Origin of the sequence: Streptomyces sp. SAT1, assembly GCF_001654495.1 — a bacterium.
Taxonomy (GTDB): domain Bacteria; phylum Actinomycetota; class Actinomycetes; order Streptomycetales; family Streptomycetaceae; genus Streptomyces; species Streptomyces andamanensis.
Genome location: NZ_CP015849.1, coordinates 7,316,429 through 7,330,953, shown reverse-complemented (window position 1 = coordinate 7,330,953; position 14,525 = coordinate 7,316,429). Strand labels below are relative to the sequence as shown.

The following is a 14,525-nucleotide window of genomic DNA, read 5'->3' as shown; positions in this document are numbered from 1 at the left end:
CTTTCTGCTGCGTGCCGCGGATCTGCTGGGTGCCGCGGACCGGCTAGCGGGCCGGCTGGTGGATCTGGCCGCCGGCTCCCCCGGCGACGGGCCGGATGGCGTCGGGCACGTCCTTGAGGCCGCGGTCGAGGATCGAGGCCAGGATCTCGCCGACGCGTACGGCGGTGTTGGACAGCAGGGAGGAGGTGATGCCGTGCGTGTGCTCGGTGCCGCCCTGGAGGTAGATGCCGCAGGCCAGTTCGGGGTCGGTCGCCACCCGGTAGTCCCGTTCGACGCGGACGCGGCCCTGCTCGTCGCGGTGGCACCGGTCGGCCGCCTCGCCGAGCAGACCGAGGCCGTCGGCCTCCAGGTACCCGGTGGCGCACACCACGGCATCGGCGTCCAGTCGGGTCTCCTCGCCGGTGACGAGGGACTTGACGGTGACCTGGACCCCGTCGGGCGTCCGCGCCACGTCCGTCAGGCGCGAGACGTTCAGGAAGCGCAGCCGCTCGGTGCCGAGCACCCGCTCCTGGTACGCCTGCCGGTACAGGTCGTCGATGAGGTCGATGTCCACCACGGAGTAGTTGGTGTTGCCGTGGTAGTCCATCAGCCGGCGCTTGACGTCCTCCGGCGCCGCGAAGTACTGGTCGACCGCCTCGGGGTCGAAGATGCGGTTGGCGAAGCTGCTGTCGTCCGCCGGGCTGTAGCCGTAGCGGGAGAAGACCGCGCAGACCTCGGCACGGGGGAAGCGGCGGTGCAGATAGGCGACGTTCTCGGCGGCGCTCTGGCCCGCGCCCACGACGACGAAGCGGGTCGGCTCGGTGCCCGCCAGGCCGTCCACCTTCGCCAGCAGGTCGGAGTTGTGCCAGATGCGGTCGCCGCGCTCGACGCCCTCGGGCATGAGCGGGCGCAGTCCGGTGCCCAGGACGAGGTTGCGGGCGCGGTGGACGACGATGTCGTCGCCGGACCGGGCGGTCACGTCGACGTACTCCACCACGCCGTCGCGCACCACGGGGTCGACGGCGACGACCCGGTGCCCGTAGGAGACCATGTCGTCGACCTTCGCCGCGGCCCACTCGAAGTAGTCGTGGAACTCGACCCGGAGCGGGAAGAGGTTCTTGTGGTTGACGAAGTCGATCAGGCGGCCCTTGTCCTGGAGGTAGCACAGGAAGCTGTACTCGCTCGCCGGGTTCCGGAGCGTCACCAGGTCCTTCAGGAAGGACACCTGCATCGTCGCGTCGTCGATCAGCATGCCGCGGTGCCAGCCGAAACCGGCCTGCTGTTCGAAGAAGTGAGCGGTGACCGTCTCGTGTCTTCCGACGCGCGCGTTGTGCTCGCTCAGCGCGATCGCCATGGCGACGTTCGACGGCCCGAAGCCGACACCGATCAGATCGTGGATCAGTGGAGCGTCGCCAGGAAGAGCCTGTGACATGTCACTCCCATTCGTGCGGGACAGCCGCCCGCGGGCGTCCTGTCGGGGTGGGGAAGCCGGGAGACCGGAGGAACTCCGGTACCGATGCGGGGATGTGGGGATACAGCGGTTGCGGGGACGGGGCGGTACGGGTTCCAGGCGCACCGAGGACCGGCGGCCGAGCGGAACTTAGGTAAAGCTAACCTCATCGCACGACGCTGTCGACCAGACAAAGCGGACGGCCTGTCCGCTCACCGGCCAACCGCGCCCGGAATCACGGCTGTTGCAACGTTAGGTAAGGCTTGCTTTACTCACTCTGGTGCTGTCGCTCTCCCCGAGGAGGAACCCCTGATGCGGGTCGTCATGTTCGGCTATCAGACCTGGGGCCATCGCACCCTGAAAGCGCTCCTGGACTCCGAACACGACGTCGTGATGGTCGTGACCCATCCCAAGAGCGAGCACGCCTACGAGAAGATCTGGAGCGACTCGGTCGCCGAACTCGCCGAGGAGCACGGCGTCCCGGTCGTCATCCGCGACCGCCCCGACGACGAGCTGTTCCAGCGGCTCAAGGAAGCCGACCCGGACATCATCGTCGCCAACAACTGGCGGACCTGGATCCCGCCGCGCGTCTACACCCTGCCGCCGCACGGCACCCTCAACGTGCACGACTCGCTGCTGCCCAAGTACGCCGGTTTCTCCCCGCTGATCTGGGCGCTCATCAACGGCGAGTCCGAAGTGGGCGTCACCGCGCACCTGATGGACGAGGTGCTCGACGCCGGTGACATCGTCCTCCAGCGCGCGGTCGCCGTCGGCCCGAGGGACACGGCCACCGACCTGTTCCACAAGACGGTCGACCTGATCGCCCCGGTCACGATCGGCGCCCTCGACCGGATCGCCTCCGGCGAGACCGAGTTCACCCGGCAGGACCGGTCGCAGGCCAGCTTCTTCCACAAGCGGGCCGAGGAGGACATCCGGATCGACTGGGGCTGGCCCGCCGAGGACCTGGAGCGTCTGGTCCGCGCCCAGTCCGCCCCCTACCCGGCCGCCTTCACCTTCCACCGGGGCAAGCGCCTGGAGATCCTCACCGCCGTCGTGTCCGAGGGCCGCTACGGGGGCACCCCGGGCCGTGTCTTCTACCGCGAGGGCGACGGCGTGGTCATCGTCGCCGGTGCCGACGCCCGCACGGGCCGCAACCACGGCCTGGCCGTCACCCGCGTCCGGACCGAGGACGGCCGCGAACTGCCCGCGACGGAGTACTTCCGGTCCATGGGCGGCTATCTCACCGACCGCCCCTGACCCGGCCGGCACACCTCTCCCCCGCCCGCCCCAGCGCCGCTGCGGCACACCGGTACACCGGTGCCGGGACTCCGCGGGTCGGTCCGGCCCGCGCCCGCCCGGGTCCGCGCCCGCTGCCCGGGACGGCCGCTGCGCGGTGGTCCCGATCGGATGACGGGCCGGGTCCCGTCCGCGGCCGGGTGCCCCGGCGTCCCAGGGGCCGCGGCCCTCCCCGGACGGCACCCGGACCTCCGGCGGCCGTCGCCGGGCCCCGGCGCGCCTAGGATGGCGAGGGTGATGGCAAGAACCAGTGACATCGAGAAGGCGGCCGGTGTGCTGCGCGGCGGCGGGCTCGTGGCCCTGCCGACGGAGACCGTGTACGGGCTGGGGGCCGATGCCGAGAACCCCGCCGCCGTCTCGCGCATCTTCCAGGTCAAGGGCCGTCCGCCCTCGCACCCGCTGATCGTCCACATCGGCGGCGCGGACCACCTGGACGACTGGGTCCAGGAGGTGCCCGAGACGGCGCGCCTGCTGGCCGGGGCCTTCTGGCCGGGGCCGCTCACGCTGGTGCTGCGGCGCGGCGCCCGCGTGCCCCTCGAAGCGACGGGCGGCCTGGAGACGGTGGCCGTGCGGGTGCCCGACCACCCCGTCGCGCTCGCGCTGCTGGCGGCCTTCGGCGGCGGGGTCACGGCACCGTCCGCCAACCGCTTCGGCTCGGTCAGTCCCACCACCGCCGACCATGTCCGTGCGGAGCTGGGCGACGCGGTCGACTTCGTGCTGGACGGCGGCACCTGCGAGGTCGGCGTCGAGTCGACCATCGTCGACGTCACGGGCGATGTCCCGAGCATCCTCCGGCCCGGCGGGGTGACGCGCGAGGATCTCGAAGCGGTGCTGGGCCACCCGCTCGCGGTCCCCTCGACCAGTCACGTCCGGGTGCCGGGCCAGCATCCGTCGCACTACGCGCCGCGGGCCCGGGTCGTCCTCGTCGGGTCCGAGGAGGTCGTCGCCGAGGCGCGGCTCGCGCGGGAGCGCGGGCACCGGGTGGGCGTCTTCCTCCCGCCCGCCCTCGCCGGCACCGCGGTCGAGGCGCACGCCGTGGTCGCGGTCCCCGCTTCGACGGCCGCCTACGCGCGCGGTCTGTACGGGTTCCTGCGCGAACTCGACCGGCAGGAGTGCGACCTCATCGTCGCCTCCCTTCCGGCCGAGGAAGGGCTCGGCCTGGCGATCGCCAACCGGCTCCGCCGCGCCGCGGGCCCCCGGCCCACCGCCTGACCTGCGCCGACGCCGCGCCCACACCCCTCCCCGGGATGCGGGTGCGGCCGGCCGGCCCGGCGGAGGAGCACCGGCGCGGGCGCTCGCGCGGTCACGGGCCGACGGGGAAACAGGTGTCACCCCTGGTGGTCGACGGCGTCAACACGTTTCTCGGCGGGCATGTGTGTGACAGCCCTCAGGGTCCTCGTGCGGCCCGAGGTACGTATGAGGAGTGTCGCGAGCAGGGCGAGGGCGCTGACTCCCGCCGCGACCAGTCCCGTCCGGTGCATCGCGCCGAGGAAGGCCGGCCCGGCGGCGTGCACCGCTGCCGGGTCGCCGGTGGCCAGGGCCGAGGTCAGCGACTGCCCGGCCGTTCGGCGGACATCCGCCGGGAGACCGGTGAGCCGATCGTGCATCACGGCCCCGTACCGCGACCAGAGAACCGATCCGAGGACGGCCACGCCGAGGGCGCTGCCGAGCTGGCGCAGCGTGTTCAGCAGCGCCGAGCCCGCTCCGGTGCGCTCGGCGGGCACGGAGGAGGAGGCCAGGGTGGTGCCCGGTGCGAGGACGAGCGCGAAGCCGAGTTGCAGGACGAACGCGTCCAGCACGAACCAGCCGTCCCAGGTGTGGGCGCCCAGAGCGGCCACACCCGCGAACGCCGCGGTCATCAGGGCCGTACCGGCCGCCATGGTCGTCCGGGCGCCGAACCGCTGGGTCGCGGTCCGCGAGAGCGGGGCGCCGGCCACGAGTCCCGCCGACAGCGGGATCAGGAGCAGCCCGGTCCGCAGCGGCGAGTAGCCGCGCAGGATCTGGAGGTAGAACGTGGTGAGGTACAGGTAGCCGTAGACGACGAACGAACCGAGTGTGAGCGCCACCGCGGAGACGGTGAACGAGGTGTGCCGGAACAGGCCGATGTCCACGAGCGGTTCGCGGTGGCGCACCTCGATGACGACGAGGACCGCCAGGACGGCGACGCCGGCCGCCGCGGGCAGCCAGGTGCCGGGGTAGGCCCAGCCCCTGTCGGTGGCGTGCACGACCCCGAACACGAGCAGGCCGATCCCCGCCAGGGAGGCGGCGACGGGCGTCATGCGCAGTTCGCCGCGGCTGCCCGCGGGGATGACGGGGATCCACACCGCGCTCGCCGCGAGACCGGCGAGCGCGAAGAGGGCGACGAGTTCCAGCACGGAGCCCCACCACAGGCCCGCGCTCAGCAGCGCCCCGCCGAGCAGCGGGCCGAGCGAGATGGACAGGCCCGAGGCGGCCGCCCAGGAGGCGATGGCCCCTGCGCGTTCCCCGGCGGGGAAGACGCGGAGGATCACCGCGAGGGTGGTGGGCATGACCGCGGCGGCGGCCACGCCCATGAGTGCGCGCAGGACGATGATCGCCAGAGGTGAGTCGAGGAACCCGGCCACGGAGGACGTCACGGCGAAGGCCGCCGAACCCGCGAGAAGCACACGTTTCAGGCCGAACCTGTCGCCCGCGCTGCCCGCCACGAGCAGGAAGCCGGCGAAGGTGAGGGTGTAGGCGTTGAGGAACCACTGCTGTTCGGTGTTCCCGGCACCCAGATCCCGCTGCATGGTGGGGAGCGCCACGTTGAGGACGGTGCTGCCCAGCAGGACCGCCGAGACCGTCAGCGTGAGGGCGAGGAGGGCTCTGCCGGGGCGGGGAACGCCGGCGCCCGGTGCGGCGCGGTGGGTCATGCGGGGTGCCTTTCGGTGCGGGTGGTGCCGGTGCTGTCGGCGGCACCGGTGGTGCGTGTCGTGTGGAGGGTGCTGACCACGTGTCGGACCCCGGCGGCGAGGGCTTCCGGGTCGGTCTCCTCCGATGCCCAGCCGATGTGCCCGTCCGGCCGGATCAGGGCGGCGGTGACACCGGCCCAGTCCGGGCGCGACCGGCCGGCCTGCCGCGCGCACCGGTGGCGCACGAAGTGACCGGCCGCGTCGGCGGGGACGGCGTCGCCGGCCTCGAAGCCGTCGACGCGGCCGAAGTCGACGAGGGCGGCCCTGCCGTCCTGGAGCAGACCGAACAGCGACTCGGTGTCCGACAGGCTCAGGTCCGGTGCCCGGCGGCCGGTGAGCGGATGCGCACCGGCCGGCGGGGTGTACGCGACGGACAGTCCGGAGAGGCGTTCGGCGAGGGCCTCGCCGAGCCGCGGCTGACCGGCTATCAGCTTTCCCAGCAGCGAGCGCAGTGCCTGGCCCTGCGGGGAGAAACCCATCATGAGCGCGGTCTGGGCCTGGGTGTGTTCGATCGTCTCGGCCCCCACCGGGTGCCGTTCGGTGTGATAGGTGTCGAGCAGTGCCCCGGGTGCCCGGCCGGACACGGTCGCGGCCAGTTTCCAGCCCAGGTTCATCGCGTCCTGCACACCGACGTTGAGTCCGACGCCGCCCGCCGGCATGTGCTGGTGTGCCGCGTCGCCCGCCAGAAGGAACCGGCCCTTGCGGTACTGGCGGGCCAGCCGGGTGGTGTTGCTGTACCGGGACAGCCAGGACGGGCTGTGCATCCCGTAGTCGGTGCCCGTGACGCGCCGGACCCGTTCCCGGAACTCGTCGAAGGTGAGGTCGCCCGGCCGGTCCTCGCGCACGTCCTCCGGCGAGTGCAGCGCGATCCGGTGCCGGCCGCCGGGCAGCGGTACGAGCATGAGGGTGCCCTGCATGGTCCAGGCGCTGGTCACGGGGCCGGGCGGAGGATCGTCCAGGACCACGTCGCCCAGGGCGCCGAGGGCCGTGAAGCGGGACTCCTCGACGCCGATGCCCGCGCGGCGCCTGACCAGACTGCGGGTGCCGTCGCAGCCGACCACGTACGCCGCGTCGAGCGTGTAGGGGCCGTGCGGTCCTTCGACGGACACGGTGACCGTGTCGCCGCTCGGCGCGCAGTCCGTCACCCGGTGGCCGCGCCGTACGTCGGCGCCGCGGCTCAGGGCGAGTTCCTGGAGCAGTTCCGTGGTCCGCGCCTGCGGGATCGTGAGGGTGTACGGGAACGCGGTGTCCAGCGTCCCGAAGTCGAGCCGCTCGTCCAGGATCGCGAAGTGTCCGCTGGGTATCCGGCCGCCCTCGGCCAGCAGTCCCCGGTGGGCCCCGCGCAGCGCGAGGACCTCGATCGTCCTGGGGTGGATCGTCAGCGCCCGGGAGTTCGGATCGATGCGCGGTTCCTGTTCCAGGACCACCGTGGGGATGCCGGCCAGGCGCAGTTCGCAGGCCAGCCACATGCCCGTCGGCCCACCGCCGACGATGACGACGTCGTCCGCCATGACCACCTCTTCGGAGAGTTCTCTTGGTTCTCTATCACTGACCAAGACGCTGAGGCAGGTATACTTGTTCAGTGACCAAGAAGCAAGCCGCCGACCGGGCCAGGGTCGGGATCACGCTCGGCCAGGTGGTCGACGCGGCGTTCGACGTACTCGACGCGGGCGGTGTCGCCAAGCTCTCCACCAGGGCCATCGCCGCCCGGCTCGGGGTGAGCATGAACACCGTGATGTGGCACATCGGCACGAAGGAACGGCTGCTGGACACCATGGCCGACGCCGTGCTCGGCGAAGTCGCCCTGGAGGACCTGCCGGAGCCGTGGGACGAGCAGGCGGCCGAGCTGCTGATGCGGCTGCGGCGGGCCATGCTCGGGCACCGGGACGGCGGCGTGGTCGTCGCGGGCACCTTCCCGGCGCTGCCGCGCACCCTGGCCTACACCGACCGGCTGATGGCGGCCCTGCTGCGCGGCTGCCCCACGCCGAGGACGGCCGCCTGGACGGCCTGGAACCTCTTCTACTTCACCCTGGGCCTGGTCCAGGAGGAGCAGGCCGCACCCGCCCACGACCGCGCCGGCCTGCGCGCCACCCTGGAGGAGGGACACTTCCCGGGACTCGGCCGCGCGGTGGAGGACTTCATGTCGGTGGAGTTCGAGGAGCGCTTCCGCTTCGGGATCGGGCAGATCCTGCGCGCCGCCGCTACGGTGGCGGCACCGGAGCGCTGACCTCGGCGGGGAGGCACTTCAGCGGTCCCGGCGGCGGGCGGGCGACCTGGCCCGGCGGCCGGTTCCCGGTCCGGGTCTCAGCCGCCGTCCTGGACCAGGAGCGCGGCGATCTCGGCCGCAGGCCGGGCGGTGTGCAGGCTGATCAGATCGGCGAGCAGGTCGTCCAGGGGCGGCCAGGGCATGTCCCCATGGTCGTTGTAGAGGCTGATCAGACCGTGCATCGCGGTCCAGAGCAGGAGCCCCGCCTGCCACCGGTGTTCCGCTTCGGAGCTCGTGTCCGTGCCGGTGACGGCCGCCAGGGAGGCGACGACGGACTCCAGCAGTTCGGCACCGGCGCCGTGGGCGGATCCGGGGACGAGGTCGGCCGGCATCCGCCCGCCGAAGAGAGTCCGGTAGTGGCCGGGCTGCTCGACACCCCAGCGCACATACACGGCACACCGGGCGACGAGGTCCGCCAGCGGGTCCGGCGCGGACCGCGCGGCCTGGTGCATCAGTCCGGCCAGTTCGTCGTAGCGCAGCCGCAGCACGTGTTCGACCAGCGCGCCCAGGTCCGGGAAGTGGCCGTAGATACTGGCGGGCGCGATCCCGACCTCCCGCGCGACCTGCCGCAGCGTCAGTGTCTCCGGCTGGTCGAGGGTGGCCAGGAGCTTCGCCGCGGCCTCCACCAGCTGGGCCCTGAGCACCTGCCCCTGCCCGCGCGGATTGCGGCGGCGACGGGTGGTGGCGGCTTCCTCGTCAGTCGACACGTTCCCCCTTCCGACCAGCGTGGACCGTTGACCAACAGCTGTTCATGCTACAGCCACGGGGCGCCTTGACAGCCCTCACCAACAGTCGTTTACTTAGGTTACCAACGGTTGTTCAGTTAAGGGACGGAGCATCATGCGCATCGCGGTACTCGGCGCGTCGGGCAGGGTCGGCGGCCTGCTCACCACCCAGGCCCTGGAGCGGGGGCACGAGGTCGTCGCCCTCGTCCGCGACCCCGACCGGGCCGCTTTGCCGCCGGGGCGGCACATCGACATACGGAAGGCGGACGTCTTCTCCCCGCACACCTTCCCGGGCCTGGACGACGTCGACGCGGCCGTCTCGGCCATCGGCATCGGGAAGAAGGACGGTCCGGGCGCCCTGGTCGCCGGGGCCGGGCTGCTCGCCGCGGCACATGTCCGCACGGTGTGGCTGGGCGCGCTGGGGTCCGGCGTCTCGACCGGCGCTGGCGGGCTCCTCTACCAGGCGGTGATGCGGATGGCGGTCGGCGCGGAACTGGCCGAGAAGGCCGAGGCCGACCGGATCGCCCTGGACGCGGGCGCCACCGTGTTCCACGCGCCGGATCTGACCGGCGGGCCCCTCGGCCCCGGGCGCCGCGTCGTACGGCTCGCGGAGCTGCGCCGACCGCTGCTGCCGCCGAGGATGTCCCGCGCCTCCGTGGCCGCGCTGATGCTGGACGAGGCGGAGAAGGCCGCGTACCGCGGTGAGATCGTCGTACCGCTCGGCTGATCGGCGGCGGGTACGGTCCTCGCCGGTCCGCCGCGCCGCAGCGGGTGCGCCGCGGGATCCGGGCCCCGTGCCCGGGTTCAGTCGGCGAGCAGGTGGGCGCGGCCGAACAGGGCGGCGGCGGCCCGTGCGGTGGGGTGCCGGAGTCGAGGTCGGCACCCGCCTGCCGCAGGACGGTCACCACGTCGTCGGCGCCTTTGAACAGAGCGCCGGCGATGGGTGTCTGGTCGCGGGCGTTGCGCAGGTCGGGGTCGGCGCCGAGCCGGATCAGGGCGCGGACGGTGCCGGCGTGGCCGTGGTAGGCGGCGAGCATGAGAAGGGTGTTGCCGGACGGGTCGCCGACGTCCACCGGCAGCCCGTGCTCCACGAAATCCGTCAGTTCCCCGGTGCGGCCCTGCCGGGCCAGGTCCAGGGCCAGGTCGACGACGCGACGCGTCTGTTCGGGGGTCACGGTCCGCCTCCGCTCATGCGCGGCTCCTTCTGGTCCGGTCGTCACGGGCGAAGATGCCCGTACAAGTGATCGTGGTCGTACGTACGGGGCGGTCGTGCGGGAACGGGTCCGGCCCAGCGTGGACGGGCTGCGCCCGCGCCGGGCGTGCCTCAGAGGTCGCCGGCGGCCAGGGCCTCGATCGCCTTGCGGACGCCCTCGCCGTAGGCGGGGTCGGCCTCGGTGCAGTTGGCGATGTGCCGCTCGACGGTCCGCCGCGAGGCGCCGTCGATCGCCCGAGCGGTGTTCTCGAAGAGCGCCTGCCGCTGCTCGGGGCTCATCAGGCGGAACAGGTCGCCGGGCTGCTCGAAGTAGTTGTCGTCGTCCTCGCGGAAGTCGAACCGGTCGGCGAAGGCTCCCACGGCCTGCCTCGGCTCGCGGTACGCGGGCTGCTCCTGCCAGCGGCCGTAGGAGTTGGGCTCGATGCCGGGGGTGGCGCCCTGGTTGCCGTCCACGCGCATGCCGCCGTCGCGGTGGTAGGAGTTCACCGGGTTCCTGGGGGCGTTGACCGGGATCTGGTGGTGGTTCACACCGAGGCGGTAGCGCTGGGCGTCACCGTAGGAGAAGAGCCGGCCCTGGAGCATGCGGTCCGGGGAGAAACCGATGCCCGGGACCACGTTGGCCGGGGTGAACGCGGCCTGTTCGACGTCCGCGAAGTAGTTCTCGGGGTTGCGGTCGAGCTGCCACTCACCGACCTCGATGAGCGGGTGGTCCTGCTTCGGCCACACCTTGGTGAGGTCGAAGGGGTGGAAGCGGCAGTGCTCGGCCTCGGCCTCCGGCATGACCTGGACGAAGAGCTTCCACCTCGGGAAGTCGCCCCGCTCGATGGCGTCGAACAGGTCGCGCTGGTGGGACTCCCGGTCCTTGCCGATCAGTGCCTCGGCCTCGGCGTCGGTGAGATTCCGGATGCCCTGCTGGGTACGGTGGTGGAACTTCACCCAGAACCGCTCGCCGTCGGCGTTGACCAGGCTGTAGGTGTGCGATCCGAAGCCGTGCATGTGCCGGTACGAGGCGGGGATGCCGCGGTCGGACATCACGATCGTGACCTGGTGCAGGGCCTCGGGGAGGCTGGTCCAGAAGTCCCAGTTGTTCTCGGGGTCGCGGAGGTTGGTGCGCGGGTCGCGCTTCACCGCGTGGTTGAGGTCGGGGAACTTCAGCGGGTCGCGGAAGAAGAACACCGGGGTGTTGTTGCCCACCAGGTCCCAGTTGCCCTCGTCCGTATAGAACTTCACGGCGAAGCCGCGGATGTCGCGCTCGGCGTCGGCCGCGCCGCGCTCGCCCGCGACGGTCGAGAACCGCGCGAACAACTGCGTCTGCCTGCCGACCTCGGAGAAGATCTTCGCGCTGGTGTACCGCGTGATGTCATGGGTCACGGTGAAGGTGCCGAACGCGCCGGAGCCCTTGGCGTGCATCCGGCGCTCCGGGATGACCTCGCGGTCGAAGTGGGCGAGTTTCTCCAGGAACCACACGTCCTGGAGGAGCATCGGACCACGCGGGCCGGACGTCAGGGAGTTCTGGTTGTCGGGGACCGGCGCACCGGCGACCGTGGTCAGGGGCCTCTGGCTGTTCTCGGGCACTGCTCGCTCCTCGGTGGAAGTGGTTCTCGGCATGGCTCACGGCCCGGTGGTCCCGGTCGGCCGGGTACCCGTGTATGTGTGCCCGCGCCTCACATCTGCGCACACCCTATAGCGGACGTCGTCCCTGTCGGGCCGGGTTCCCGAAACACATGTCTTCGGCTGGCCCTCAGCATACGTGTGAAGTGGGCCGAGGGACCGTGCGTGGCCGGACTTCAGGCAGTGCGCCTACGATGCGATCATGAGCGCATGGAGCCGGTCCCTGGACGCGGCGGGAATACGGGAGCCGGGGTTGCGCAGCGACTACGGCGCACAGCGGGACCTGGTGGCGCGCTTCCGGCGCAGTGCGTACCTGGCGGCGAGGACGCTGCTGCCCCGGCCGCTGCTGCCGCACGTGGTGGCGGCTACGGCGGTGATGCATCACGGCGACGATCTGCTGGACACCGGCCCCAAGCCCCGGCGGGCCGAGGCGTGGGGGGCGTTCCGGCGGGACGTGCGCGAGGCGCTGGCGACCGGGCGGAGCACGGATCCCATGATCCGCGCGCTGATGCACACGATCGGCGCCCGTCCGCGGCTGCGGGACGTGGTCGAGGAGTATCTGTCCACCGCCGACGCGGAACTCGAGTTCACCGGGTTCGCCGACGAGGCGGACTACCAGGCCTACCTGGACGCCTACTCGATGCCCGCCTTCCTGCTGGTCGGCATCCTGCTGGCGCCGGAGGGGGACGACGGGCCGTACCGGACCGCCTGCCGCACGCTCGTCGACGGCACCCAGCGGCTGGACTTCGTCAACGACCTCGCCGAGGACGCGCGGGAGGGGCGGACCGGTGTCCCGGCACGGACGCTGGAGCGCTTCTCCGTCACGGCGCGGGACATCGCCGCCGGACGGGCCTCGCCGGGCGTCGGTGCACTGGTCCGGCATCAGGTCGAAGCGGCCCGAGCGGATCTGCTCACCGCCCGGGAGCTGCCCGTCCTCACCTCGTCCCCGTACAGCGCCCTGATCGGCGCGCTGATCGACATCGAGCTGCTGACGGCGGACGCGGCGCTGGCGCGCGGCACCGGGCTGCTGCGCGGATCGGCGAAGCCGCCCGTGGCGGGGGCGCTGCGGGTCCTGCTGGGCGCCCGCCGCCGGGCCCGCCGACAGCGCTGAGCGGACTCAGCTCCCCTGAGCCCGGGGGATCCGCGCGAGCACGGCGTCGGCCAGCTCGGACGGCGCCGACCGGCCGTCCAGCAGCACGGTGTCCCGCGGCAGGGCGTCCACCACGGCCAGGCACGACGCGATCCTGGCTCTGCACCAGGCGCGGACCTCCGCGTCCTTGGCGGGATCGTCCGGGGTGAGACTGCGCCCCTCGATCCGCCCGACGAGGACGTCCTCGGGGACCTGGAGGAAGAAGTGGTGCACCTCGACGCCCGCGTCCTTCAGGGCGCCGAGGATCTCGTCGAGGTAGGCCGGGTTCACCAGGGTCATCGGCACCAGGACGGGGCGCCCGTACTCCTCCACCAGGCCCACGGCCATGCTGACGACCTGGCGCCGCCACTGCCGCAGGTCCTGGAAGTCACCGGTCGGCACCTCCACGATCCGGCGCAGGACGAAGCCCACCAGCTCCGGGTCGAAGACCAGCGCGTCGGGCCGGCGCAGACGCAACTCCTCGACCAGCGTGGTCTTCCCGCTGCCGAACGCGCCGTTCACCCAGACGATCACAGGCTCTCCCCCACTTCTGGCGGTCCCCTCGGGCGACCCGCCCGTGGTCGTCCTGCGCCCGCCGGTCCGCCCATCCTAGAAGTCCCACCCGTCGCCGTCGGCGGCCGGTCCCGCGGCCCGGGTCGCGAACGCGTCGCCCACCATGCAGGCCGCGAGCGTGGTGCCGTCGGCGGGGTCGATCAGCAGGAACGAGCCGGTGCGCCGCGAGTCGGCGTAGGAGTCGAGGACGAGCGGTTCGGCGGTGCGGACCCGCACCCGGCCGATGTCGTTGGCGACGAGCTGCCCAGGTTCGGGATGCTGGGAGAGGTCGTCGAGGGTGAGCCGCGAGGGGATCTCCGTGACGATCGCCTTCACGGTGCGTGTGGTGTGCTTGAGGAGCACCCGGTGGCCGACGGTCAGCGGGGTGTCCGCGACATGGCAGACGGTGGCCCCGGTCTCCTTGGCGATCCGGGGCGGCCGCGGTCCGGCGGTGAGCATGTCGCCGCGCCCGACGTCGAGTTCGTCCGCGAGCCGCACACTGAGGGACCGGCCCGCGCACACGGCGTCCGCCGGCTGTCCGAGGACGTCGAGCGAGGTGATGGTGGTGACGCGGCCGGAGGGCTGCACCGTCACGGTGTCTCCGACCCGGAGCCGGCCGCTGAGCAGCTGCCCGGCGTAGTGGCGTTCCCCGCCGTGCCGGATGACCGTCTGCACGGGAAAGCGGGAAGGCCCGCTCGCCGAGGTGTCGCCCAGCCGGACGGTCTCCAGGTGTTCGAGGACGGTGGGTCCGCCGTACCAGTCCATGACCGCGGAGGGCTCCACCACGTTGTCCCCGGCCAGCGCGGAGATCGGGACGGCCGTGACCTCGGGGACGCCCAGCTCCGTCGCGTACGCCGTGAACTCCTTCGCGATGGCCGCGAACACCGGCTCCCGGTAGCCCACCAGGTCCATCTTGTTCACCGCCAGCACCACGTGCGGGACGCGGAGCAGCGCGGCGATGGCGGCGTGGCGGCGGGTCTGCTCGACGACGCCGTTGCGGGCGTCGACGAGGATCACGGTGAGTTCGGCGGTGGAGGCGCCGGTGACCATGTTCCGGGTGTACTGCACATGTCCGGGGGTGTCGGCCAGGATGAAGCGGCGTCGGGGGGTGGCGAAGTAGCGGTAGGCGACGTCGATGGTGATGCCCTGCTCGCGCTCGGCGCGCAGGCCGTCGGTGAGCAGGGCCAGGTCGGGTCCGTCCTGGCCGCGGCCGGCGGAGGCGCGTTCGACGGCTTCGAGCTGGTCGGTGAGGACGGACTTGGAGTCGTGCAGGAGGCGGCCGACGAGGGTGGACTTGCCGTCGTCGACGGATCCGGCGGTGGCGAAGCGCAGCAGGGTGGTGGCCGCGAGGTGTTCGGGTGTCACGGTGGTCAT

At 72.3% G+C, this 14,525-nt stretch carries 12 protein-coding genes and 1 pseudogene; 5 read left to right on the top strand and 8 right to left on the bottom strand.

The genetic code is table 11. From position 1 onward, the window contains the following. Positions 1–43: 43 nt before the first annotated feature. Complete coding sequence (locus A8713_RS31205) at positions 44–1,411, bottom strand: lysine N(6)-hydroxylase/L-ornithine N(5)-oxygenase family protein (protein WP_064537065.1); 1,368 nt, start codon at positions 1,409–1,411, stop codon at positions 44–46. A 330-nt stretch (positions 1,412–1,741) separates the two neighbouring features. Here A8713_RS31205 and A8713_RS31200 point away from each other — a divergent pair, with 330 nt between their 5' ends. Together A8713_RS31200 and A8713_RS31195 are read left to right on the top strand one after the other, a co-directional pair. Then, complete coding sequence (locus A8713_RS31200; RefSeq protein ID WP_064537064.1) at positions 1,742–2,686, top strand: methionyl-tRNA formyltransferase; 945 nt, start codon at positions 1,742–1,744, stop codon at positions 2,684–2,686. A gap of 276 nt (positions 2,687–2,962) precedes the next feature. Beyond that, positions 2,963–3,937: an L-threonylcarbamoyladenylate synthase gene (locus A8713_RS31195; RefSeq protein WP_064537063.1), complete on the top strand. Its 975-nt coding sequence runs from the start codon at positions 2,963–2,965 to the stop codon at positions 3,935–3,937. A 116-nt stretch (positions 3,938–4,053) separates the two neighbouring features. On the opposite strand, the gene A8713_RS31190 is transcribed toward A8713_RS31195, so the two are convergent. After that, on the bottom strand, positions 4,054–5,616 hold the full coding sequence (locus A8713_RS31190; protein ID WP_064537062.1) for an MFS transporter: 1,563 nt from the start codon (positions 5,614–5,616) through the stop codon (positions 4,054–4,056). Then, positions 5,613–7,166: an FAD-dependent monooxygenase gene (locus A8713_RS31185; protein ID WP_064537061.1), complete on the bottom strand. Its 1,554-nt coding sequence runs from the start codon at positions 7,164–7,166 to the stop codon at positions 5,613–5,615. Before A8713_RS31185 ends, A8713_RS31190 begins: the two co-directional genes overlap by 4 nt. 71 nt (positions 7,167–7,237) lie before the next feature. Here A8713_RS31185 and A8713_RS31180 point away from each other — a divergent pair, with 71 nt between their 5' ends. Continuing rightward, the gene (locus A8713_RS31180; protein WP_064537060.1) at positions 7,238–7,882 is read left to right on the top strand and encodes a TetR/AcrR family transcriptional regulator C-terminal domain-containing protein; all 645 of its coding nucleotides are present in this window, start codon (positions 7,238–7,240) and stop codon (positions 7,880–7,882) included. A 77-nt stretch (positions 7,883–7,959) separates the two neighbouring features. On the opposite strand, the gene A8713_RS31175 is transcribed toward A8713_RS31180, so the two are convergent. Beyond that, positions 7,960–8,628, bottom strand: coding sequence for a TetR/AcrR family transcriptional regulator (locus A8713_RS31175; protein ID WP_237305509.1), 669 nt, complete (start codon positions 8,626–8,628; stop codon positions 7,960–7,962). 133 nt (positions 8,629–8,761) lie between these two features. On the opposite strand from A8713_RS31175, the gene A8713_RS31170 reads away from it, so the two are divergent. Further along, on the top strand, positions 8,762–9,373 hold the full coding sequence (locus A8713_RS31170) for an NAD(P)-dependent oxidoreductase (RefSeq protein ID WP_064537058.1): 612 nt from the start codon (positions 8,762–8,764) through the stop codon (positions 9,371–9,373). Positions 9,374–9,450: 77 nt separating this feature from the next. Here A8713_RS31170 and A8713_RS32825 read toward each other — a convergent pair. Together A8713_RS32825 and A8713_RS31160 are read right to left on the bottom strand one after the other, a co-directional pair. Beyond that, positions 9,451–9,821, bottom strand: a pseudogene (locus A8713_RS32825) (ankyrin repeat domain-containing protein). A 149-nt stretch (positions 9,822–9,970) separates the two neighbouring features. Continuing rightward, positions 9,971–11,467 (bottom strand): catalase, encoded by a 1,497-nt coding sequence (locus A8713_RS31160; protein ID WP_216826784.1) that lies wholly within the window; start codon positions 11,465–11,467, stop codon positions 9,971–9,973. A 205-nt stretch (positions 11,468–11,672) separates the two neighbouring features. On the opposite strand from A8713_RS31160, the gene A8713_RS31155 reads away from it, so the two are divergent. After that, positions 11,673–12,581 carry a squalene/phytoene synthase family protein gene (locus A8713_RS31155; protein WP_064537055.1) on the top strand — a complete coding sequence of 303 codons (909 nt, stop codon included), beginning with the start codon at positions 11,673–11,675 and terminating at the stop codon, positions 12,579–12,581. A 6-nt stretch (positions 12,582–12,587) separates the two neighbouring features. Here A8713_RS31155 and A8713_RS31150 read toward each other — a convergent pair whose 3' ends face one another. Together A8713_RS31150 and A8713_RS31145 are read right to left on the bottom strand one after the other, a co-directional pair. Further along, positions 12,588–13,133 (bottom strand): AAA family ATPase, encoded by a 546-nt coding sequence (locus tag A8713_RS31150; protein WP_064537054.1) that lies wholly within the window; start codon positions 13,131–13,133, stop codon positions 12,588–12,590. Between the two features lie 75 nt (positions 13,134–13,208). Beyond that, positions 13,209–14,525 carry a sulfate adenylyltransferase subunit 1 gene (locus A8713_RS31145; protein WP_064537053.1) on the bottom strand — a complete coding sequence of 439 codons (1,317 nt, stop codon included), beginning with the start codon at positions 14,523–14,525 and terminating at the stop codon, positions 13,209–13,211.